Here is a 19,289-nt window from a genome sequence, read left to right on the forward strand (position 1 = left end):
ACGCGTGCGGACGGGCGGCGGTCAGCGCTCGAAGGCCCAGACCCGGTCGGTGAGCATGCGCGCGACGGCCAGGCCGATCGACAGCGCGACGACGACGAGCGCCGCCTGCACGCCGTACGCGAGCGCGGCGGTGGTCTGCCCGTCGGACAGGTGGAACACCGCGCGGTAGGCGGTGACGCCGGGGACCATGATGACGACCGCGGGCACCGAGATCGTGATGCGCGGGACCTGCAGGCGCGGCGCGACGACCGCCGCGAGCAGACCGACGAGCAGCGCGACGAGCGCGGCGGCGGCCTGGACCACGACGCCCGCGTCGACGAGCTCGAGCCGGATCACGTTGGCGACCATGCCGACCGTCGCGGCGCCGACCGCCATGCGCCACGGGCTGTTGAACATGAGCGCGAACCCGAGCACCCCGAGGAACGACGCGACGAACCGCAGCGCGAGCAGCAGGCCGCTGTCGAGGCCGAGCGGCGGCGGCGGGTCGGGCTGGAGGCCGACCACGCTCGACACCGCCCACACGGCGAGCGCGGCCGACGTGAGGATCATGAGCGCGTAGACGAGCCGCGCGACCCCCGCCGAGAAGTCGAGCTTGGCGAGGTCGAGCGCACCGGTCACCAGCGCGAACCCGGGGATGAGGAACAGGACCGCGGAGACGTACCCGGCCTCGTGCCGGACGCCGATCGCGCCGACCCCGTGCAGGACCGTGACGAACCCCAGGTACGTGAACGCGCCGAGCGCGGCGGCGAGCATCGTGACGCCGAACTGGTTGTAGCCGCGGTGCAGCAGCGCCCGACGAAGGGCCTGCCCGAGCGACGCGCCGACGAACACGCCGACGACCTCGACCGGGCCGCCGTTGTTGAGGAACGCGAACGCGGCGCACGCGATCCCGGACCACAGGGCGTTGAGCAGCGCCGGGTACAGCGGCGGGCGGGCGGCGATGTCGTCGAGCGCGGCGGTCGCCTCCTCGACGGTCGTCTCGACGCCGTCGCGCAGCTTGCGGCCCTCGAGGCGCGTGACGAGGGCCTCGAGCCGGGAGAGGCGGTCGGCGTTGATGCCGACGGACCGGACCTCGGTCACCTCGGTGCGGAACGACCGGCCCCGGTGCGACGTCGTCGTGATCTCCGTGAGGGTCACGTGCGCCTCGTGCCGGTCGATGCCGAGCGCGCGCGCCATGCGGGCCATCGACGCCTTCACGCGGTACGACCCCGTCCCGGCAGACAGGCTCAGCCGGCCCACGCGCAGCGCGACGCCCGAGCGGCGGATGAGCTCGAGCTCGTCGTCGTCGGGTTCGGTCGGCACGAGGCCCATCATGGCCGGTCAGGCCCCCCAGGTCGCCCGGGACCGTCGTCCCGGACGCTCGCTCCGGGGGTGTGCCGCTCGTCACCGGCGGGCGCACCGGGACGCTCGTCGACCTGTCGGGCGCGCGTCCGTCGTGCGGGCGGCCGCCAGCCGTCGGGGCTCGTCGCGGCCTCGACACCCCGGCTCACGACGTACGCGACGGCGAGGCCGACGGTGAGTGCGGTCGCGTGCCCGACGTCGGTGAACGACCGCAGCCACACGCCCGGCAGCACCCACACCGCCACGAGCGCGCCCAGGTACCACCAGCGCCACCGCGACGGGACGCGCGCGACGAGCACCCCCGTCACGCACGCCAGCACGTAGCTGACCCCGACGTCCTCCGCACCCGCGAGCGCCGGGGAGAACCAGCCGCGCACGATGCCCGTCGTGATCACGGCCCCCACGACCAGCGACGCGACGACCTGCCCCGCGACCATCACGACGACCGCCGCGAGCCGCCCGAGCCAGCGCTGCAGGTACGCGACAGCCACGACGAGCGCGACGACGAGCACGAGGTTCGACGGGTGCGGCAGCACGAACGCGCTGAGGACGAGCGCCTCGACCGGCCGTGCGCGCAGGTTGTCGACGTTGCCGCTCGCGTGCGCCGTGACCGCCTCGGCGGTCGCGTCGGGCAGGAACGCCATGACCAGCGCGCCGAGGGTGACGAGCCCGCCGTAGACGAGCGCGACGTCCGACCGCCGCACGGTCCGGCCCACGTCGGCGAGGGCGCGGCGCGTGACCTCGGCACGCGTCGGCACCGGGTCGGCGCGCGGCGTGGACGAGCCGGCGTCGCGCGCCAGGGACCCGTCGCGCGGCAGGGACCCGTCGCGCGGCACGGACCCGTCGGGCGCCGGCCCGCCGTCGTCCGTCATCCGCGGGCCGTCACGACCGTGCGCGCTCGCCCGCCGCGGCCTTCACCGCGACCTCCTCGACGCGCGCGGCCCGGGTGGCGGGACGCTTCGCGTCGACCAGCCACACGAGGTGCAGCCGCTTGACCGACCGCGGGTACGCGTCCCAGGTCTCGCGTGCGCCGGGGTGCGCGTCGAACGCAGCGGCGAGGTCGGGCGGGACGATGAGCGCCTCGACGTCGTCGAGCAGCGTCCACGACCCGTCGGCCTTCGCGGCCTCGACGACGGCCGTGCCCGCGGGCAGCATCCGCCCCTCCGCCTCGAGCCGGACCAGCCGCTCCTTGTTGGTGCGGGCCCAGCCCGACCCCGGCTTGCGGGGGCAGAACCACTGCGCGGTGCGCTCGTCGTCGAGCGAGCGCTGCGTCGCGTCGATCCAGCCGACGGTCAGCGCCTCCTCGACCGCGGCCTCGTACGGGACGGCGGGCCGGCCGGTGGACCGACGCCACGACACGAGCCAGACGCCCGTCGCCTCCGCGTGGTGCGCGACGAGCCAGTCGCGCCACTCCTCGACCGTCTCGACGTGCACCAGAGGCGCGTCCTTCTGACCCGTCATGCGGCCGATTGTCCCCTGCCCGTCCGCCACCGGCACGGCTGCGGCGACCGGCACGCCGCGGCGGGCGACGGAGGCGTCGCCGCTGCTCACGGGCGTCGGGCGGCGTCGGGCGGCGTCAGTCGGTGCCCAGGTCGGCGAGCGCCTCCTCGGCGCGCTCGAGCGCACGTGCCGCGTCCGCCTCCGCGCGTTCCGCATGCCGCAGGTCGCGCTGGGCCGACGTGACCGCCTTCTCGCGCGTGTGCAGCGTCGAGGCCGCCCGGGTCTCGGCCTCGTCCGCACGGGTCGACGCCTTCTGCGCGGCCGCGAGCCGGTGCCGCAGCTCGACGAGCGCGGCGTTGAGCTCGTCGACCTCCTGACGCGCGTCGGCCGCCGCCGTCTCGGCGGCCGCGGCGGCCTGCTCCTGCTCGTCGCGCTCGCGCGTCGCGTCGTCGAGCTGCTCGCGGGCGGTGCGCAGCGCGTCGGCGGCGTCCTCGCGCGCGCGCCGCGCGGCCGCGACGGCGTCCTCGCGCTCGCGCCGGCGACGGCGGTCGACGGCGGACTCGCGCGGCTCGGGCTCGGGCTCGGGCTCGGGCGGTTCGACGACGCGCAGGTGCGCGCGGCTGCGCGAGGTGCTCCCCTTCGAGCCCGGTGCCCGCTCGTCGGTGCCGGACGCGCGCGTCGACGCCGCCGGCGACGGGCGGGCGGACGGCTCGGCGGGCTCGCCCGACGCGATCCCGCCGAAGCCCACGAACTCGCGCCCCGCCGTGAGACGTCCCGACGTCACCTCGCGCGCGACGTCGGGGTCGGCGAGCGCGGCCGTGAGCGTCGCGTCGACCTCCTGCGCGACCGCGTCCCCGACCTTGTGCCCGGCCTGCCGCCCGAGCGCCTTCGCGCGGCCGACCAGCGACGTCACGAGCGCGCGGCGCTGGCGCGACAGGTCCCGCATGCCCAGGCCGTCCAGCGAGCGCTCGGCCTCGCGGAGGCTGTCGCCGAGCGCGACGAGCTGGTCGGCGAGCCCGGGGACGTCGCGCAGCAGCGCGTTGACGAGCCACGCCGCGACGGTCGGCTTGCGCAGCGCCGTGATCGCGGCGGCGAGGTCGCGGTCGCCCGCCGCGCGGGCGTCCTTCGCGGCGGCGTCGCGGCGTGCGACGAACTGGTCCGGCGGCGCGCCGTAGAGGTCGTCGGCGACGTCGTCGAGGTCCACGGGTCAGCCTTCCGCGGCGCGCGACGGCTGCTCGGCCGTGCGGGCCGCGTGGGGCGACGGCTCGACCGCGTCGGCGTCGGGCGCCGTCCCCTGTCCGTCCAGCGCGAAGCGGACCGTCCGGCGTCCCACCGACGCCTCGGTCAGCCGCACCCGCACGTGCTGCCCGACGGGAAGGTCGGTGCCCTCGACGCGCCCGCGCACGACGGGGTCGCGCAGCTGCACGACGCCCGACGTGCGGTCGTCGTGCGCGTCGACCACGACCCCGTCGAACACGTCGCCCACGCGGCCCGTGAGCAGCGCCGCCTCCAGCAGGTCGAGGCAGCCGCGCTCGTACTCGTTGGCCCGCCGGTCCCCGCCCGCCATGAGCGCAGGCAGGTCGGGCAGCGCGGACCGCACCCAGTCGGGCACGTCCTGACCGGCCACGAGCGCGACGCACGTCTCGCCGACGAACCGGTCGACGAGCCGCCGCAGCGGCGCGGTCGTGTGCGCGTAGGGGGCGGCGAGCGCGGCGTGCTGCTCCTGCTCGGGTACCTCGCCGTCGAACGCGACGTACGCCGCACCGCGCAGGAGCGTCGTCGCCTCGGTGAGCAGCGCGGCGTGCGCGGGCACCCCCGCGTCGAGCCCGCGGACGACGTCACCCACGGCGGCCCCGTCGGGCCACGGGACGTCGAGCGCGTCCGCCGCGCGCCGCAGCCGGGCGACGTCGCGCGGGTCGGCCGGGGGCAGCGTGCGCAGGACGCCGATGCGGCCGTCCAACATGAGCTGCGCGGCGCACAGGCCGGTGAGCAGCGAGATCTGCGCGTTCCACTCCTCGGCGTCGAGCGTCGAGCGGCTCGCGAGCGCCCAGTGGCCGTCGACCCGCTGCACCTCCTGCTCGGGCGTCGGCAGCGTGATCCCCCCGCGGGCCTGTTCGGCGTCCTGCCGGAGCCGGCCGACGTCCCGCAGCAGCGCGAGGGTCCCGTCGGCGGTGCCCGCGTCGTACGCGTGCTGGACCTCGTCGTACGTGAGCTGCGCGCGCGAGCGGACCAGGGACCGACGCACGTCGACGGCCGTCGGGGCGCCACCGGAGTCGAGGTCGATCGTCCACAGCAGCGTGGGCACGTCCTGGTCGGGCAGGAGGCTCGCCGCGCCCTCCGAGAGCGCGGGCGGGTGCAGCGGCGTGCGGCCGTCGGGCGCGTACAGGGTGACGACGCGGCGGCGCGCCTCGGCGTCGACGGCGCCTCCGGGACGCACCCACGTCGCGACGTCGGCGATCGCGTACCGGACGCGGAAGCCGTCGCCGCGCCGCTCGATGTGCACGGCCTGGTCGAGGTCGCGCGAGCCGGGCGGGTCGATCGTCACGAACGGCACGTCGGTCGCGTCGGGCAGGTCCCTGGCCGGTGCCGCCGCGGCCGACTCCGCCTCGGCGACGACGTCGGCCGGGAACGCGTCGGGGACGCCGAGCTCGTCGCGCAGGGCCGCCAGCCCGCGCTCGACGTCCGCGTCGACGGCACCCGCGGACCGCGCGGCGGGTGGCGGCGGGGCGAGGTGGACGCGGCGTCGGGGCACCTCGCGAGCGTAGGACGGTCCCGTCGGTCCCGCAGCGCCGTCATGCCATGACCTGCGACGACGATCGTGCGTGGGGCGCCCGACCCGGTCTCGCGGAGGGGTACCCCGGTGGGGGTGGCCGTCCTAGGCTGCCCGGCATGACGGCGCCGGACGAGACGGAGGCCCGGGGCACCGGCACGACCCGCACGCCGGTCTCCACCGCCCGCCCGGCCGGCCTGCGCGGGCTCGCCGGCCGCGTCGTGCTCGCGGCGCTGCGGGCGTCGCTCCTGGTGAGCCCGCGCCCGACGGTCCTGCTGGTGCGTCGCCAGTTCGCCCGGGGCGTCGTCGACCGGACCGCGCGGCTCGACGCGCTCGCACCGACGGGCGTGACCGCGCTCCTCGACGAGCGGTACGGGCCGGGCGACGACGAGGTCCTCGACGTGTTCCACCCCGCCGACGCGACCGAGCCGCTGCCGACGGTCGTGTGGACGCACGGCGGTGCGTTCGTCGGCGGCACGAAGGACGAGCTGCGCGGCTGGTTCCGCCTGCTCGCGAGCCACGGCGTCACCGTCGTGGCCCTGCGGTACACGCGTGCGCCCGAGGCCCGCTACCCGACGCCCGTCCGGCAGGTGACCGCCGCCCTGCGGCACGTGCAGGAGCACGCCGCCCGGTTCCACGTGGAACCGGCGCGCCTCGTCCTCGCCGGCGACTCGGCGGGTGCGCAGATCAGCGCGCAGGTCGCGACGCTCACCACCGTGCCGGCGTACGCGCGGGCGCTCGGCGTCGAGCCGACCGTCGACCCCGCACAGCTGCGGGGCGTCGTGCTGTGCTGCGGCGTCTTCGACCTCGCCCGGCTCGACCGCCGGTCGCCGCTGCGCGACGTGCTGCGGGCGTGCGGCTGGGCGTACAGCGGCGACCGGCACTTCCTCGACGACGAGGCGTTCCTGTCCTCGATGTCCGTCGGGCGGCACGTGACCGCGGCGTTCCCGTCGACGTTCGTGACCGTGGGCAACGCCGACCCTCTGCGCGCGCAGTCGGAGGCGCTCGCGGCGACGCTGGAGCGGCACGGTGTCGACGTCGAGACGCTGTTCTTCCCCGCCGACCACGAGCCCGCGCTGCCGCACGAGTACCAGTTCGAGCCCGACACCGCCGACGGGGCCGCGGCGCTCGACCGGATCGTGCGCTTCGTGCGCCGCTGTACGGCCTGATCCTCCGGCCGCCCGCCGCGGCCGCGGCGGTCCGACGGTGCGTGCGACCCAGGGCTCGCCCGGACGGGCGACGTCGGGCTCTCCGGTTGCAGGCGGTGACGCCGCACCGCACGATCACGTGGCCACCCACCCCGTTGCAGCCACGCGAACCGGAGGGCCGTCCGACGATCCCTGTGCGCCTCGACCCCGCCCCGCCCGAGGGCACCCTCGTCGTCGACGTCCCCCGGTCGGTCGACGACGCGCTCGACGACGCGCGCGACTGGCCGGCCGACCTGGTCCCCGGCGCGGGCGGCACCGCGCGTCTGTGGGAGCGGCTCGCGACGCTCGCGGCCGCCGACCTCGCCGTCGCGCGGGCCGTGGAACCCCATCTCGACGCGCGCGCGATCCTCGCCCAGGCCGGTGCCGCGCCGACCGTCGTCGACGCCCGCGCGACCTGGGGCGTCTACGCCGCCGAAGGGCCCGGCGTGCGGCTCGACGCGGTCGAGGACGGCGACGGGTGGCGGCTGCGCGGGGTCAAGCCGTGGTGCTCGCTCGCGGACCGGCTCGACGCGGCGCTCGTGACGGCCCACCTGCCCGACGGCGGCCGCGGGCTCTTCGCGGTGGCGCTGCGTACCCCGCGGGTCGCGCTGGGCGACGAGCCGTGGTCCGCGCGCGGGCTTGTCGAGATCCCGAGCACGTCGGTCCGGTTCGACGACGTACCGGCCGAGCCGGTCGGCGGTCCGGGCTGGTACCTCACGCGCCCCGGGTTCTGGTGGGGCGGCATCGGCGTCGCCGCGTGCTGGTACGGCGGCGCGGTCGGCGTCGCGCGACGGCTGGCGGACGCCGCCCGCGGCAGCGACGCGCCCCTGCTCCACGTGCACCTCGGCGCCGTCGACCAAGGGATGCAGTCCGCCCGCCGTGCGCTCGCCGAGGCCGCCGCGCTGGTCGACGGGGGGTCGCTGGACGCCGACGCGGGCCGCCTGCTCGCGAAGCGCGTCCGCGGGACGGTGGCACGGGTGTGCGAGGACGTCCTCCTGCGAGCCGGTCACGCGCTCGGTCCCGCGCCGCTCGCGCTCGAGCCCGAGCACGCCAAGCGCGTCGCGGACCTCCAGCTCTACGTCCGCCAGCACCACGCCGAGCGTGACGACGCGTCCCTCGGCGCCGCGCTCGCCACGAGCCCGGGGTCACCGTGGTGACCGGCGGCGCCGACGCCGCGCCGACCGCTGCCGCGCCGGACACCGACGCGCCGACGGCCGCCGTGCGCGTCGCCGACCCGCTGACCACCGACGCGCCGACCGCCGCCGTGCGGGTCACCGACGCACCGACCGCCGTCCCGGCGAGCGGTCGCACGCGCGTCGCGTTCGACCGTGCCGACGCCCCGGCCGCGTCGGACGAGACGTGGACGGCCGACCCGCGGTGGACCGACCTCCCCGCGCTCGCGCTCCCGACGGGCCGGACCGTCGTCGTGGCAGCGCACCCTGACGACGAGTCGCTCGGCGTCGGCGGACTCGTCGCCGAGCTCGCCGCGCGCGGCAACCCGCCGGAGGTCGTCGTCCTCACCGACGGCGCGGCGTCACACCCCGGCTCCCCGACCGTGGACCCTGCGCGGCTCGCCACGATCCGTGCCGAGGAGGTCCGCGAGGCCGTCGCGATCCTGTCGCCCGCGTCGTCCGTGACGCTGCTCGGGCACCCCGACGGCGGCCTCGCCGAGTCGCGGACGCAGGTCGAGGACGACCTGCGCCGCCTGCTCGGGACGGCGCCGGTCGACACCCTCGTCGTCCCCTGGCGTGGCGACGGGCACCGCGACCACCGGGTCGCGGGGGAGATCGGGGCGACCCTCGCCGCCGAGACCGGCGCGCGGCTCGTCGAGTACCCGCTGTGGATGTGGCACTGGGCGACGCCCGACGACCCGCGCGTGCCGTGGGACCGGCTGCGGGTCGTCGACCTCGCCGACGCGTCCGTCGTCCGGCGGCACCGGGCCGTCGCGACGCACCGCACGCAGGTGCAGCCGCTGTCCGCGGACCCGCGTGACGCAGCCGTGGTCCACCCGGACCTGATCGCGACGCTCGACCGCGACGTCGACCTCCTCGTCGTGGACGACGCGTCGCGCCCGACGCTGCGGTCCGACTACTTCGACGCGACGTACGCGCGCCGCGACGACCCGTGGGGCTTCGAGGACCGCTGGTACGAGGAGCGCAAGCGGGCCGTGACGCTCGCCGCGCTGCCCGACCGCCGCTACGGCCGCGTGCTGGAGGTCGGCTGCTCGATCGGCGTCCTCACCGCAGACCTCGCCACCCGCTGCGACGAGCTCCTGGCGCTCGACGTCGCACCCGCGGCGGTCGCCCGGGCGCGCGAGCGCGTGGCCTCCGCCCGGCACGTCCGCGTCGAGGTCGGCGACGTCGCGGCGCACGTGCCCGACGGGCCGTGGGACCTCGTCGTGCTGTCCGAGGTCGGGTACTACCTGGCCCGCGAGGACCTCGTCCGCACGGCCCGCGCGGTGCGCGCGTCGCTCGCACCGCGCGGCACCGTGGTGGCCGTGCACTGGCGGCATCCCGTCGCCGACTACCCCCTGACCGGCGACGAGGTGCACCGCGTCCTGCACCGCACCCTCGACCTCGCCCCGCTGGTCCGTCACGAGGAGGCCGACTTCATGCTCGACGTGCTCGCCGCCGACCCCCGGTCCGTGGCCCGACGGGAAGGGCTCGCATGAGCGTTCGTCACATCGCCGTCGTCATCCCCGCACGCGACGAGGAGGACCTGGTCGGCCGGTGCCTCGCGTCGGTGTCGGCCGCCGCGCACCGGCTGCCCGCCGACGTGTCCGTCGACGTGGTCGTCGTCCTCGACGGCTGCCAGGACGGCACCGCGGACGTCGTCGCGTGCTTCCCCGCCGTCCGGACGGTCGTGACGCGCGGCGGGAACGTCGGCCGCGCCCGCGCCGCCGGGGTGCGGTCGGCCCTCGCGCGCGCGGGCGGCGACCTCGCCGACGTGTGGGTCGCGTGCACCGACGCGGACTCCGAGGTCCCCGACGGCTGGCTCGTCGAGCAGCTGCGGCTCGCCGACGCGGGCGCCGACGTCGTCGTCGGGACGGTCCGCCCGGACCCGCGCGACCTGCTGCCCGAGGAGGTCGAGCAGTGGCGCGGCACGCGTGTGCCCGGCCGCCCCAACGGGCACGTGCACGGCGCCAACCTGGGCGTCCGCGCGAGCTCCTACGTGACCGCGGGGGGCTTCGCGCCGCGCCGGGAGCACGAGGACGTCGGGCTGGTCGTCGCGCTGCACGCGGCGGGCGCGCGGATCGTGGCGTCCGACGTGGTCGACGTGCTCACGTCGGGGCGGCGCGAGGGCCGGTCACCGGGTGGGTACGCCGGCTACCTCACGGCCCTCTTCCCGCGGACAGCGCCCGACCCGGTCGTCGGGCTCGACCGGCCGCGACCCCTGACGGCCGACGACCCGCACGGGACCGACCGCGCGGCGCGCTCGGGGGCCGTGCTCGTCGCGGCGGACTGAGCCGTCCGCAGGCGGGCCGGGCGGGCCGGTCAGGAGTCGGGCCGCGCCTCGTGCCCGGGCCGGCCGTGCGTCCGGTTGCGCTCCTTGAGCTGTGCCTCGTAGACGTGGCGCCGGCCGTCCATGAGCCGCTCGCGCGTGCGCCGCTCGGCGTCCGCGAACGTCCGGTAGTACCCGTCGTCGAACTCCTCGACGATCTGGAACGTCCACCGGCCGTCGAGCACGTTGCGCCCGACGACCTCGGCGCGCAGCTCGTCGGCGACGTCGGGGTGGCCCGCCTCGGCGAGCCGGTCGAGCGCCTCGGCGAGCTCGGCGTCGGCGCGGCCGACCAGGCGGTGGAAGGCGTAGAGCATGCCGCGCGCGTGCTCGATGACCTCGAACGCGGCGGTCACGCCGCCCACGGCCTCGACGACCTCGTCGCTGACGCCCGGGGGCGGCAGGTGGTCGTCGGTCGGGCGGTCGGGGCTGCGGGTTCCGGTCGCGTCGCTCATCGCCCCATCGTGGGTGCCGTCCGGCGGTCGCGCGCGCCGGACGGCACCCGCCGCGGGTCAGTCCTCGGCGAGGATCGCGTCGACCTGGCCGAGCGCCCCGACGATGCCCTCCTCCATGCCCATGCTGACGAGCTGCTCCATGGCCTGCGCCGACGGGAACGTCGACGTGATCGTCATGAGCGTGCCGGGGAACGCACCGTCGAGCTTCACGACGGCGCGCGTGACGAGGCCGTCGTCCTGGGGCGCGCCGGACTGGTCGGCGAACCCGTCGTCGAACTCGAGGCCGGTCGGCGCGTCGATCGTGACGAACTCCCACCAGCCGTGGGCCTTCTCGCCCTCGGGGCCGGTCATGTAGTACTGCGCGCGGCCGCCGGGCACGAAGTCGTGCGACGTGAACGTGGCGGGCCACGTCGGCGGGCCCCACCACCGCTCGAGCTTGCGCGGGTCGGCCCAGACCTGCCACACCTTGTCGGGCGTGGCCGTGAACTCGGCCTTGATGGTCAGGGTCAGGGCCTGCGGGTCCTTGTGGGTCTCGACGACGGTCATGCGTCCTCTCCTTCGTCCAGCAGGGCGTGGATGCGGTCGATGCGTCCGCGCCAGATCTCCTCGTAGGCGTCGAGCAGCCGGGCGGCGGCCCGGATCGCCTCGACGTTGCCGCGCACGAGCCGCTCGCGGCCCTGCGTGGTCTTGGTGACGAGCGCGGCGCGCTCGAGCACGGCGACGTGCTTCTGGACGGCGGCGAAGCTCATGTCGTACCGCCGGGCCAGCGCGGACACCGACTCCTGCTCGTGCAGGACGCGCCGGACGATGTCGCGGCGCGTGCGGTCGGCGAGCGCGGCGAACACCCGGTCGACGTGATCGGTGTCCATTCCTACAACCATGTGGTTGTACATTACGCGCCGGGCCGCCGCACCGCAAGGGTTCCGACGACGACCGTCAGACGCCGCGCACCACCGGCAGGCGACCGTCGTCGACCGCCTCCTCCAGGTCCGCGTGGTCCGACTCCGTGCGGTCCGCGTACGCCGCCGCGAAGTCCGCGAGCGCCTCGTCCGCGGCCGACGACCCACCCAGGTACGCGCCGATCGCGATCGCGTCGCCCGACCTCGCGTGCGCCCGCGCGAGCGTCCACGCGCACAACCGCGCGTAGACCGCGAGCCCCGCCGGGCGCGCGCCCGTCAGGTCGAGCCCGCCCTTCCAGTCGCGCAGCTGCCGGACGTAGTAGTCGCGCGCGACGCCGTCCGGCCCCGCCGACCGCTGCCACCCGAGCATCACGTCGCTGACGGCCTGCATGAGCCGCTGGCCCTCGACCACCCGCTGCCCCTGCATGGCGTACCCGTCGCCACCCGTGTACGGCTCGAGCACCGACGCCTGCGCCTCCTTCGCCTGCAGCACGAGCACGTCGTCCGCGTCGACGCCCTGCAGCAGCACGACGAACGCGCGCGTCCCGACGCTGCCCACGCCGACGACCTTCCGGGCGATGTCGACGACCCGGTACCGCTCCGCGAGGCGGCGCCGGTCCGGTGCGAGCGACGCCCGGTAGTCGACCAGCAGGTCCGCGATCCCCCGACGGAAGACCGGCACGGCGTCCGCCGGCAGCACGTCCTCCAGCGTCGACACCAGCGGCGGGTCCGCGACGAACCTCCGCTCGTCGCCCTCGACCCGCGTCAGCCGCGCCGCCGCCTGCAGGTGGTCACGCCGTCGCGCCTTGTCGAGCGCCGCGCGCGCCCGCCGGACCATCCGCTCGTCCTGCGGCACCGCGTCCACCAGGTCGCCCAGGTCGATCCGCGCGTACCAGACGGCCAGCGCCGACTGCGCCGCGAAGTCGCGCACCGCCTCCCGGTACGCGCGCGCCGCCCCCACGACGATCTCCCGGCGGCGCCGCCGCCCGACGTCGAGCGCGCGCGCGACCACCTCGAGGCTCGCGAGCAGTCGCTTCAGGTCCCACTCGAACGGTCCCGGGTGGGTCTCGTCGAAGTCGTTCAGGTCGAACACGAGGTTCCGCTCGGGCGACCCGTACGTGCCGAAGTTCGCGACGTGCGCGTCACCGCACAGCTGCACCCGCAGGCCCGTGTCCGCCGACGCGCCCAGATCCGCCGCCATGACGACCGCCGACCCCCGCAGGTACGCGAACGGCGACTCCGCCATCCGCCCGTACCGCACCGGCACCAGGTCGGGCAGCCGCGTCGTCGCCTGGGCCTCCAGCAGGTCCAGCGCGCCCGGCCGCCCGTCGCGTCCCGCGACGTCCGCCAGCCTCGACCGCGGGACCCGCTTGCGCGCCGCGCGCCCCGCCGCAGCCCTCTCCGTCCGCTCCGCCGACGCGCGGGTCGCCGTCGACCGCTCCGCCGTCCGACCTGTCGCCCGGTCCTCCGTCATCCGTCGACGGTAGGCCGGGCGCGCGCACGGCCCCTCGCCCACCGCGGGTGACCCGACCTGACTCCGCGGCCGCGTCGAGGTCGACACCGGACTCGGCGGCGCCGCCGGGGTGCTGGCAGGCGCTCGCGATCAGGTCACCGGACGGACGCGGAAGTCGCGCGGGCTGACCTGCGCGATGATCTCCGCCAGCTCGCGCCGGACCAGGATCTGGCGGAACGCACTCCAGCCGTCGCCGAACCACTCGGGACTGGCGGCGATGTCGACGTCACCCAGGGGCGGCTCGATCCGCAGCGGCGGCAGCTCGTCGAAGTCGAGCGGCATCCACCGCCACGTCCCGCAGACGGGGCAGGTCGCACCCGCCGTCCCGTGCTCGGCGACCGCCACCGCACGCAGCTCGTCCTCGTCGACCCACGCGTCCCCGCCACCCACGATGGCGTCTCAGCCGGAGCTCGACGAACTCGGTCACGTGGTCAGCGCCGCTCGAGGAAGGTCCACTGCACTCCCGGAACCGGCGTCGGCATGATGAAGTCGGGCGTGATGTGGACAACGGTCCCGATCTCCACAGCGTCACCGACCAGCACCGAGAGCTCGTCGACGATGTCGTCGACGTCCTCCCGGTCGGCCTGGGTGAGCTCCGACAGCCAGAACCTCAGCTCGACCTGGAGGCCGTCGACCGCGACGGCCACGGCGAGCGCGTGCTCCGGGATCACGCCGAGCGACGCCTGGACGACCTGGGCCACCACGTAGTTCTCCCAGACAGGGGCCAGACCGGGGTCGTCCGGCGTCGGGAACGTCATGGCTTGCAGCTCGGGTCGTCGGGGACGACCACGCCCACCGAGGTCGTACCGCTCATCGGACACTCGTCGGTCCGGCTGGGTCGACGTCTCACGCGGTCGCACTCGACACGCGAACGACGACGATGATCGCCCTTCCGTACGGCGCCGAGCGACCTCGGGTCTCGGCCTTCGCGGCGGCGGAGGGCGTGGGATTCGAACCCACGAGGACGGGGGTGTCCCGCCCCAACGGTTTTCAAGACCGTCTCTTTCGGCCGCTCAGACAGCCCTCCCGGTGCGGCCGGGTCCCTCTGCTCGATGCCCGCGCGCACGGTCGAGTCTCCCACAGCGGTACCTGCCGAGGGCCCGGATCCGCTCCGGGACCGACGTCATGCGGGCGGCCGCGCCCGCTCCCACCAGCCGGCCGGCCAGCCCGGGCTCACGACGCCCAACCCGTGCAGCGCCGCGACCTGCGCGAGCTGGACGTCGTACGTCGCGACCGCCCCGACCTGCGGGTGCGCGACCGCCGCGCCGACGTGCAGCGCGACGAAAGACGGCAGCACGTTCGCCACCCGCGCGGCGGCGTGCAGCGACTGGTCCGAGAACCGCACGACCTCGACGCGCCCGGTCACGTCGTGCGCCACGCCGTGCGCCTCGACCCCGCGGGGGCGTGCGACGCGGCGCAGCTCGCTCACACCCAGGAACGTCGTGACGAGCCGGTCCTCGTGGTCCGCGACCCACGCGAGCCATGGGTCACGTGACGGCGCGCCGACGAGGTACCGGCTGAGCGCCGAGCCGTCGACGTACACCCGCGGACGCTCACGGCGGGCGACCAGCGACCAGGGCACCGGGTCGGGCGGCGCGGAGGGGACAGCCCGCGCCCGGTCGGCCGGGGCAGCGTCGGCGGGGGTCGGCCGTTCCGCGGCCGGCTCGACGGCGGTCGGGTCGTCGGCGCCGGGCTCGTCGGAGGTCGGGTCGTCGACGGACGGCTGGTCCGCAGCCGGGTCGTCGGCCGACGGCTCGTCCGCACCCGGCTCGTCGGCAGCGGGGTCGTCGGCGGACGGCTCGTCCGCACCCGGCTCGTCGGGCGGTGGCTCGTCGGCGGGTGGGTCGACCCGCGGCCGCACCGGACCGAACGGGTGCGGGACGCCCCGGACGGGCGTCGGTGTCGCGGTCGGTGCCCACGGCACGGGGCGGTGCGTGGTCCCGTCGCCGGCCGGCGTGCGCTGCTGCGGCAGGGCGGAGACGCGGACGACTGCGTCGGGCCCGCGGTCGCGGACCGGCCCGTCGAGCAGCACCCCGCGCCCGAGCTCCGGACGGCGCTCGGGTGGCGGCGGGGGGACGACCGGCGGCACCCCTCCATGATCCCGCACCGCGCCTGGGACCCCCGCCCCCGTCGGGATCCTCGACGCGTCCGCACGCGCCGACGGCCGGCCCCCGTGCGGGGACCGGCCGTCGAGGGGTGCGGGACGGCTCACCGGTTGCGCAGACGCTCCATCGCGAGCTGCACGAGGGAGATGAGCGCCTGCTTGGTGGCGGCACGCGAGCGGGCGTCCGTGTAGAGCACGGGCACGTGCGCCGGGATGGCGAGGGCCTCACGGACGTCGTCGAGCTGGTGCTTGGCGACGCCGTCGAAGCAGTTGACACCCACGACGAACGGGATGCCACGGCTCTCGAAGTAGTCGACCGCCGGGAAGCACTGGTCGAGACGGTCCGTGTCCACCAGGACGACCGCACCGATCGCGCCGCGGACCAGGTCGTCCCACATGAAGAGGAAGCGGTCCTGGCCCGGCGTGCCGAACAGGTAGAGCCACAGCTGGCCCGGCAGCGCGATGCGGCCGAAGTCCATGGCGACGGTCGTGGTGGTCTTGCGGTCCGACACGCCACCGGCGTCGTCGACGCCGACGGAGTGCTCGGTCATCGCGGCCTCGGTGTTGAGGGGCTCGATGTCCGAGATGGACCCGATGAAGGTCGTCTTGCCGACGGCGAAGCCGCCCGCGACGACGATCTTGACGACGGTGGGTGCGACAGACCCCGCGGTCCCCGCCGGAGCGGCGACGGCGGCGTCAGAGGGCGGAAATGCCATTGAGAACACTCTCCAGCACGCTCAGGGACAGGGCGGGGGACTCACCGGTGTTGACCTCGACCGGCTGAGAGGTGTGCACGCGCACGTACTGCTGGTCGGAGAGGTCGGACACGAGGATCCGGACCACCCCGAGAGGAAGGTGGAGCAGAGCGGACAGCTCCGCGACGGAGATGTAGGTGTGCGCGGCGTGCTGCAGGATCGCCCGCTTCTCGGGCGGCAGCCCCGCGCTCGTCACGGCGCCCGGCATCACCTCGACCAGTGCCTCGAGAGGCAGGTCGGAGCGCGCCGAGCGCACGCGGCCACCGGTGACGGCGTAGGGCCGCACCGTCCTGGCCTCGTACTCGATGTGCTCACTCATGTTCGAGCCGTCTCCGTTCGGGTCAGGCCACGGGGGCGCGGGTCGCGCCGTCGACGGGGAGCTGGCCGCGCATCTCGGAGATGAGCTGCGGGGTCAGGGTCGCCTCGGTGCGCGAGACGAGCATCGCCATCTCGTAGCCGATGAGGCCGACGTCGCAGCTCGACTCGGCGACCACGGCGAGGACGGAACCGTTCGAGACGCTCATGAGGAACAGGAACAGGTTGTCCATCTCGATGATCGCCTGACGCACCTCCCCCGCACGCAGCTGGCGCGACGCGCCACGGGTCAGGCTCGACATGCCGGAGACGATCGCCGCGAGCTGGTCGCCGCTGGTGCGGTCGAGCTGCTCCGACATCGCCATGAGCAGACCGTCCGCCGACACCACGAGCGTGTGGCGAGTGCCGGGCACGGTCCGGACGAAGTTGTCCAGGAGCCAGCCGAAGTTGGCTGCCTCGGTGCTGAGCGCGGTCACACTTCCTCCTTGCTGGTGCAGTCGGTGACGACTGCGGGGTGAGACGTCACCTGGGCGGAGACGGCTGGTCGGGATTCGTAGGCCGTCATGAGGCCTGGCCGTTGGGGCCGGAGGGGCCGTCCGCGGCGCGACGGCCACGGCTGGTCCCGGACTGGAAGCTCGACAGGCGGGAGCGGAGCTGGTCCGCGTCGCGCTGGACGGGCTTGCCCTCGTCCGCGGCCGGGACGGCCGACGGCACAGCTGAAGGAACACGCCGCTGCAGGGTCTCACCGGTCATGCCCATCGAGGCGGGCCGGTAGGCCGACAGCTGGCTGAGCTCGGACAGAGCCTGCTCCTGGATGTCGGACCGCATCGCGAGCATCGCGGCGACCTCGTCGTCGAGCGTCCCGATGCGGGGCGCGACCGACGGCGGGAGCGACGGGTGCGGCACGGTCGCGGTCGGTGCGGCAGCCGCGGGCGGGCGCGGGGCCCACTCGGGCGGCGTCCAGCCGGCGGCGGGGCGCTGCTCGGTCGCGGCGGCGGCGGGCACCGGAGCCGGGGCCGGCGCGGGCGCCGGGGCGGCCGGGGCGGTCCACGTCGCCGCTGCCCACGAGGGCGTGGCGGCGGGCGCGGGCGGCTGCTCGGCGTTCCAGGCGGACGTGCGCGGCGGTGCGGCCTGCTCGGCGACGGGTGCCGGCGCGGGCGCCACGGGCGTCGGCGCGGACGCCGTCTCGGCGCCGTCCTCACCCTTGCGACGACCGAACAGGCCCCAGCGACGCTTGGGCTTGTCCTGCTCGCCACCCTGGACCAGCTCGGTGAAGCCGGCGCTCGGCGCGGCTGCCGGGGCGGCCGACGGCGCGGGCTGCTCGACCGGGGCGAACGCCGGCGTCGCACCGTGCCACGCGGGCTGCTCGGCGACCGGCGCCGCCGGGGCCTCCGCGACCGGCTGCTGCCACGCGGGCTGCTGCTCGGGGGCGGGCGGCTGCCACGCCGGCTGCTGCTCGGCGACCGGTGCGGCCTGCCACGCCTGCTCGGTGGGCGGCTGCCACGCGGGCTGCTGCTCAGCGGCGGGGGCCTGCCACGCCTGCTCGGCGGCGGGCGCCTCCCACGCGGGCTGCTGCTCGGCGGGCTGGTCGGCGACGGGCGCCTGCCACGCGGGCTCCGGCTCCTCGTCCGGCACCAGCTGCACGGGCTGGAACGTCGGCGCGGCGACGGGCTCGGGCTCGACGACCGGCGCGACGGGCTCGGCGGTCGCCTCGGCCGCCGTCTCGCCGGCCTCCCAGGCGGGCGCCTGCCACGTCGGCGGCTCCCACGCGGGTGCCTCCCACGCGGGCGTCGGCCACGCGTCGGCCTCGGCCGCGGGCTCCTGCGGCGCGGCGGGCGCCGCCGGGGCTGCGGTGGGCTCGGGGACGACCGGGACCGCACCGGTGTGCCAGGCGCGCGCCTCGTCGAGAGCCTTCTCGAACGGGACGTCGGTCTGCGGCGTCGCGGAGCGTCCGGCCCAGCCGGCGTACCCGCTGTAGGACGTGAAGCCCTGCAGGCGCGACGTCCACACCGGGGCGTCGGTGGCGGGGGCGGCGGCCGCGGCCGGCGCCTCCTCGACGGGTGCGGCCCACGCGGCGGCGGGCGCGGCCGCTGCGGCGGAGCGCGTCGGCAGGCCCGACGCGGCGGCGGGCACCTCGGGGGCGCTCCACCCCTGCTCGGCGGGAGCGTCGGCGGCGGGTGCCGCATCGGGCTCCGCGAACGTCGGCGCCCAGGCGGTGTCGGCCTCGGCGGCGGGGGTCGCCGACCACGCCGGCTCCTCGACCTCGGCCGCAGGCGTCGGCGCCCACACGGGCTCCTCCACCTCGGCGGCGGGCGTCGGCGACCACGCCGGGGCGTCGACCTCGGCCGCGGGCGTCGGCGCCCACGCGGGCTCCTCGACTTCAGCAGCGGGCGTCGGCGACCACGCCGGCTCCTCCACCTCAGCAGCAGGCGTCGGCGACCACGCCGGCTCCTCCACCTCAGCAGCAGGCGTCGGCGCCCACGCGGGCTCCTCCACCTCACCAGCAGGCGTCGGCGACCACGCCGGGGCGTCCACCTCGGCCGCAGGCGTCGGGGCCCATGCCGGCTCCTCGACCTCGGCCGCAGGCGCCCACACGGGCTCCTCCACCTCGGCCGCGGGCGCCGGTGCCCAGGCGGGCTCGTGCGTCTCGGCAGCCGCCTCGACGGCCACGTCGTCGGTCTGCGCGTGGTCCTCGACCTGCTCGGCCGGGGTCGGCGACCACTCGTCCTCGTCGTCGGCGAGCTGCGGGACGACGAGGGGCTCGGGCTGCGCCGAGTGCGCTCCCAGCGACATCCACGGCGCGCGCACCGGGTCGGCGGGACGGTCGTCGTCGGACGCGAGACCGGGGATCGCGATGCCCGACGCGGGCGTGCCGGTCGCGAGGTCGCCACGGCCGCGGAAGCCGGAGAACAGGCCGGCGCGGGCGGCGGTGCCCTGCCGACGCGCTCCGCGAAGACGTTCGACGAGGACAAGATCGTCCTGCCCGAGGTGCCGTCCGGGAACCTCACCGCC

Annotated in this window: 19 protein-coding genes, 1 tRNA gene and 1 pseudogene; 4 read left to right on the forward strand and 17 right to left on the reverse strand. The window is 76.4% G+C overall.

Annotation, left to right across the window (positions count from 1 at the left end):
• Positions 1-21: 21 nt before the first annotated feature.
• From OMK64_RS14140 to OMK64_RS14160, 5 genes are all read right to left on the reverse strand, one after another.
• Positions 22-1,311: a threonine/serine exporter family protein gene (locus OMK64_RS14140; RefSeq protein WP_272729030.1), complete on the reverse strand. Its 1,290-nt coding sequence runs from the start codon at positions 1,309-1,311 to the stop codon at positions 22-24.
• Positions 1,311-2,213 (reverse strand): rhomboid-like protein, encoded by a 903-nt coding sequence (locus OMK64_RS14145; RefSeq protein WP_272729013.1) that lies wholly within the window; start codon positions 2,211-2,213, stop codon positions 1,311-1,313. The genes OMK64_RS14140 and OMK64_RS14145 overlap by 1 nt, the downstream gene beginning before the upstream one ends.
• A 10-nt stretch (positions 2,214-2,223) precedes the next feature.
• The gene (locus OMK64_RS14150) at positions 2,224-2,802 is read right to left on the reverse strand and encodes a YdeI/OmpD-associated family protein (protein ID WP_272729014.1); all 579 of its coding nucleotides are present in this window, start codon (positions 2,800-2,802) and stop codon (positions 2,224-2,226) included.
• A 115-nt stretch (positions 2,803-2,917) separates the two neighbouring features.
• Complete coding sequence (locus OMK64_RS14155; RefSeq protein ID WP_272729015.1) at positions 2,918-3,985, reverse strand: hypothetical protein; 1,068 nt, start codon at positions 3,983-3,985, stop codon at positions 2,918-2,920.
• A 3-nt stretch (positions 3,986-3,988) separates the two neighbouring features.
• Complete coding sequence (locus OMK64_RS14160) at positions 3,989-5,533, reverse strand: RNB domain-containing ribonuclease (protein WP_272729016.1); 1,545 nt, start codon at positions 5,531-5,533, stop codon at positions 3,989-3,991.
• A gap of 137 nt (positions 5,534-5,670) precedes the next feature.
• On the opposite strand from OMK64_RS14160, the gene OMK64_RS14165 reads away from it, so the two are divergent.
• From OMK64_RS14165 to OMK64_RS14180, 4 genes are all read left to right on the forward strand, one after another.
• A complete protein-coding gene (locus OMK64_RS14165) occupies positions 5,671-6,720 on the forward strand; it encodes an alpha/beta hydrolase (RefSeq protein WP_272729017.1) in 1,050 nt (349 codons plus the stop codon).
• Positions 6,721-6,893: 173 nt separating this feature from the next.
• Complete coding sequence (locus OMK64_RS14170) at positions 6,894-7,895, forward strand: acyl-CoA dehydrogenase family protein (RefSeq protein ID WP_272729018.1); 1,002 nt, start codon at positions 6,894-6,896, stop codon at positions 7,893-7,895.
• The gene (locus tag OMK64_RS14175) at positions 7,892-9,409 is read left to right on the forward strand and encodes a bifunctional PIG-L family deacetylase/class I SAM-dependent methyltransferase (RefSeq protein ID WP_272729019.1); all 1,518 of its coding nucleotides are present in this window, start codon (positions 7,892-7,894) and stop codon (positions 9,407-9,409) included. The genes OMK64_RS14170 and OMK64_RS14175 overlap by 4 nt, the downstream gene beginning before the upstream one ends.
• Complete coding sequence (locus OMK64_RS14180) at positions 9,406-10,203, forward strand: glycosyltransferase family 2 protein (protein WP_272729020.1); 798 nt, start codon at positions 9,406-9,408, stop codon at positions 10,201-10,203. The genes OMK64_RS14175 and OMK64_RS14180 overlap by 4 nt, the downstream gene beginning before the upstream one ends.
• Positions 10,204-10,232: 29 nt before the next feature.
• On the opposite strand, the gene OMK64_RS14185 is transcribed toward OMK64_RS14180, so the two are convergent.
• The 12 genes and pseudogenes from OMK64_RS14185 to OMK64_RS14240 all read right to left on the reverse strand — a co-directional run.
• The gene (locus tag OMK64_RS14185; RefSeq protein WP_272729021.1) at positions 10,233-10,691 is read right to left on the reverse strand and encodes a hypothetical protein; all 459 of its coding nucleotides are present in this window, start codon (positions 10,689-10,691) and stop codon (positions 10,233-10,235) included.
• Positions 10,692-10,748: 57 nt separating this feature from the next.
• A complete protein-coding gene (locus tag OMK64_RS14190) occupies positions 10,749-11,237 on the reverse strand; it encodes an SRPBCC family protein (RefSeq protein WP_272729022.1) in 489 nt (162 codons plus the stop codon).
• Positions 11,234-11,560: an ArsR/SmtB family transcription factor gene (locus tag OMK64_RS14195; protein WP_272729023.1), complete on the reverse strand. Its 327-nt coding sequence runs from the start codon at positions 11,558-11,560 to the stop codon at positions 11,234-11,236. The genes OMK64_RS14190 and OMK64_RS14195 overlap by 4 nt, the downstream gene beginning before the upstream one ends.
• A 67-nt stretch (positions 11,561-11,627) precedes the next feature.
• Positions 11,628-13,064 (reverse strand): DUF2252 domain-containing protein, encoded by a 1,437-nt coding sequence (locus OMK64_RS14200; protein ID WP_272729024.1) that lies wholly within the window; start codon positions 13,062-13,064, stop codon positions 11,628-11,630.
• A gap of 129 nt (positions 13,065-13,193) precedes the next feature.
• A complete protein-coding gene (locus OMK64_RS14205) occupies positions 13,194-13,493 on the reverse strand; it encodes a hypothetical protein (RefSeq protein WP_272729025.1) in 300 nt (99 codons plus the stop codon).
• Between the two features lie 41 nt (positions 13,494-13,534).
• Positions 13,535-13,861: a hypothetical protein gene (locus tag OMK64_RS14210; RefSeq protein ID WP_272729026.1), complete on the reverse strand. Its 327-nt coding sequence runs from the start codon at positions 13,859-13,861 to the stop codon at positions 13,535-13,537.
• 177 nt (positions 13,862-14,038) lie between these two features.
• Positions 14,039-14,130, reverse strand: a tRNA-Ser gene (locus tag OMK64_RS14215).
• 96 nt (positions 14,131-14,226) lie between these two features.
• Positions 14,227-15,192 carry a PIN domain-containing protein gene (locus OMK64_RS14220; RefSeq protein ID WP_272729027.1) on the reverse strand — a complete coding sequence of 322 codons (966 nt, stop codon included), beginning with the start codon at positions 15,190-15,192 and terminating at the stop codon, positions 14,227-14,229.
• Between the two features lie 119 nt (positions 15,193-15,311).
• Entirely contained in the window at positions 15,312-15,923 is a 612-nt protein-coding gene (locus tag OMK64_RS14225) for a GTP-binding protein (RefSeq protein ID WP_124342967.1), read from the reverse strand.
• On the reverse strand, positions 15,904-16,281 hold the full coding sequence (locus tag OMK64_RS14230) for a DUF742 domain-containing protein (RefSeq protein WP_124342968.1): 378 nt from the start codon (positions 16,279-16,281) through the stop codon (positions 15,904-15,906). Before OMK64_RS14230 ends, OMK64_RS14225 begins: the two co-directional genes overlap by 20 nt.
• Before the next feature lie 22 nt (positions 16,282-16,303).
• Positions 16,304-16,753, reverse strand: a complete 450-nt coding sequence (locus OMK64_RS14235; RefSeq protein ID WP_168680195.1) for a roadblock/LC7 domain-containing protein — start codon at positions 16,751-16,753, stop codon at positions 16,304-16,306.
• Positions 16,754-16,838: 85 nt separating this feature from the next.
• Positions 16,839-19,289, reverse strand: a pseudogene (locus OMK64_RS14240) (hypothetical protein); the annotation flags it as partial.

The sequence above is a fragment of the Cellulomonas fimi genome, assembly GCF_028527925.1.
Lineage (GTDB): Bacteria > Actinomycetota > Actinomycetes > Actinomycetales > Cellulomonadaceae > Cellulomonas > Cellulomonas fimi_C.

Excerpts from the sequence above, each read along its gene's own strand:
- OMK64_RS14140 (WP_272729030.1), bottom strand. The coding sequence starts at position 1,311 with ATGGGCCTCGTGCCGACCGAACCCGACGACGACGAGCTCGAGCTCATC.
- OMK64_RS14145 (WP_272729013.1), bottom strand. The coding sequence starts at position 2,213 with ATGACGGACGACGGCGGGCCGGCGCCCGACGGGTCCGTGCCGCGCGAC.
- OMK64_RS14150 (WP_272729014.1), bottom strand. The coding sequence starts at position 2,802 with ATGACGGGTCAGAAGGACGCGCCTCTGGTGCACGTCGAGACGGTCGAG.
- OMK64_RS14165 (WP_272729017.1), top strand. The coding sequence starts at position 5,671 with ATGACGGCGCCGGACGAGACGGAGGCCCGGGGCACCGGCACGACCCGC.
- OMK64_RS14180 (WP_272729020.1), top strand. The coding sequence starts at position 9,406 with ATGAGCGTTCGTCACATCGCCGTCGTCATCCCCGCACGCGACGAGGAG.
- OMK64_RS14185 (WP_272729021.1), bottom strand. The coding sequence starts at position 10,691 with ATGAGCGACGCGACCGGAACCCGCAGCCCCGACCGCCCGACCGACGAC.
- OMK64_RS14190 (WP_272729022.1), bottom strand. The coding sequence starts at position 11,237 with ATGACCGTCGTCGAGACCCACAAGGACCCGCAGGCCCTGACCCTGACC.
- OMK64_RS14195 (WP_272729023.1), bottom strand. The coding sequence starts at position 11,560 with ATGGACACCGATCACGTCGACCGGGTGTTCGCCGCGCTCGCCGACCGC.
- OMK64_RS14200 (WP_272729024.1), bottom strand. The coding sequence starts at position 13,064 with ATGACGGAGGACCGGGCGACAGGTCGGACGGCGGAGCGGTCGACGGCG.
- OMK64_RS14210 (WP_272729026.1), bottom strand. The coding sequence starts at position 13,861 with ATGACGTTCCCGACGCCGGACGACCCCGGTCTGGCCCCTGTCTGGGAG.
- OMK64_RS14225 (WP_124342967.1), bottom strand. The coding sequence starts at position 15,923 with ATGGCATTTCCGCCCTCTGACGCCGCCGTCGCCGCTCCGGCGGGGACC.
- OMK64_RS14230 (WP_124342968.1), bottom strand. The coding sequence starts at position 16,281 with ATGAGTGAGCACATCGAGTACGAGGCCAGGACGGTGCGGCCCTACGCC.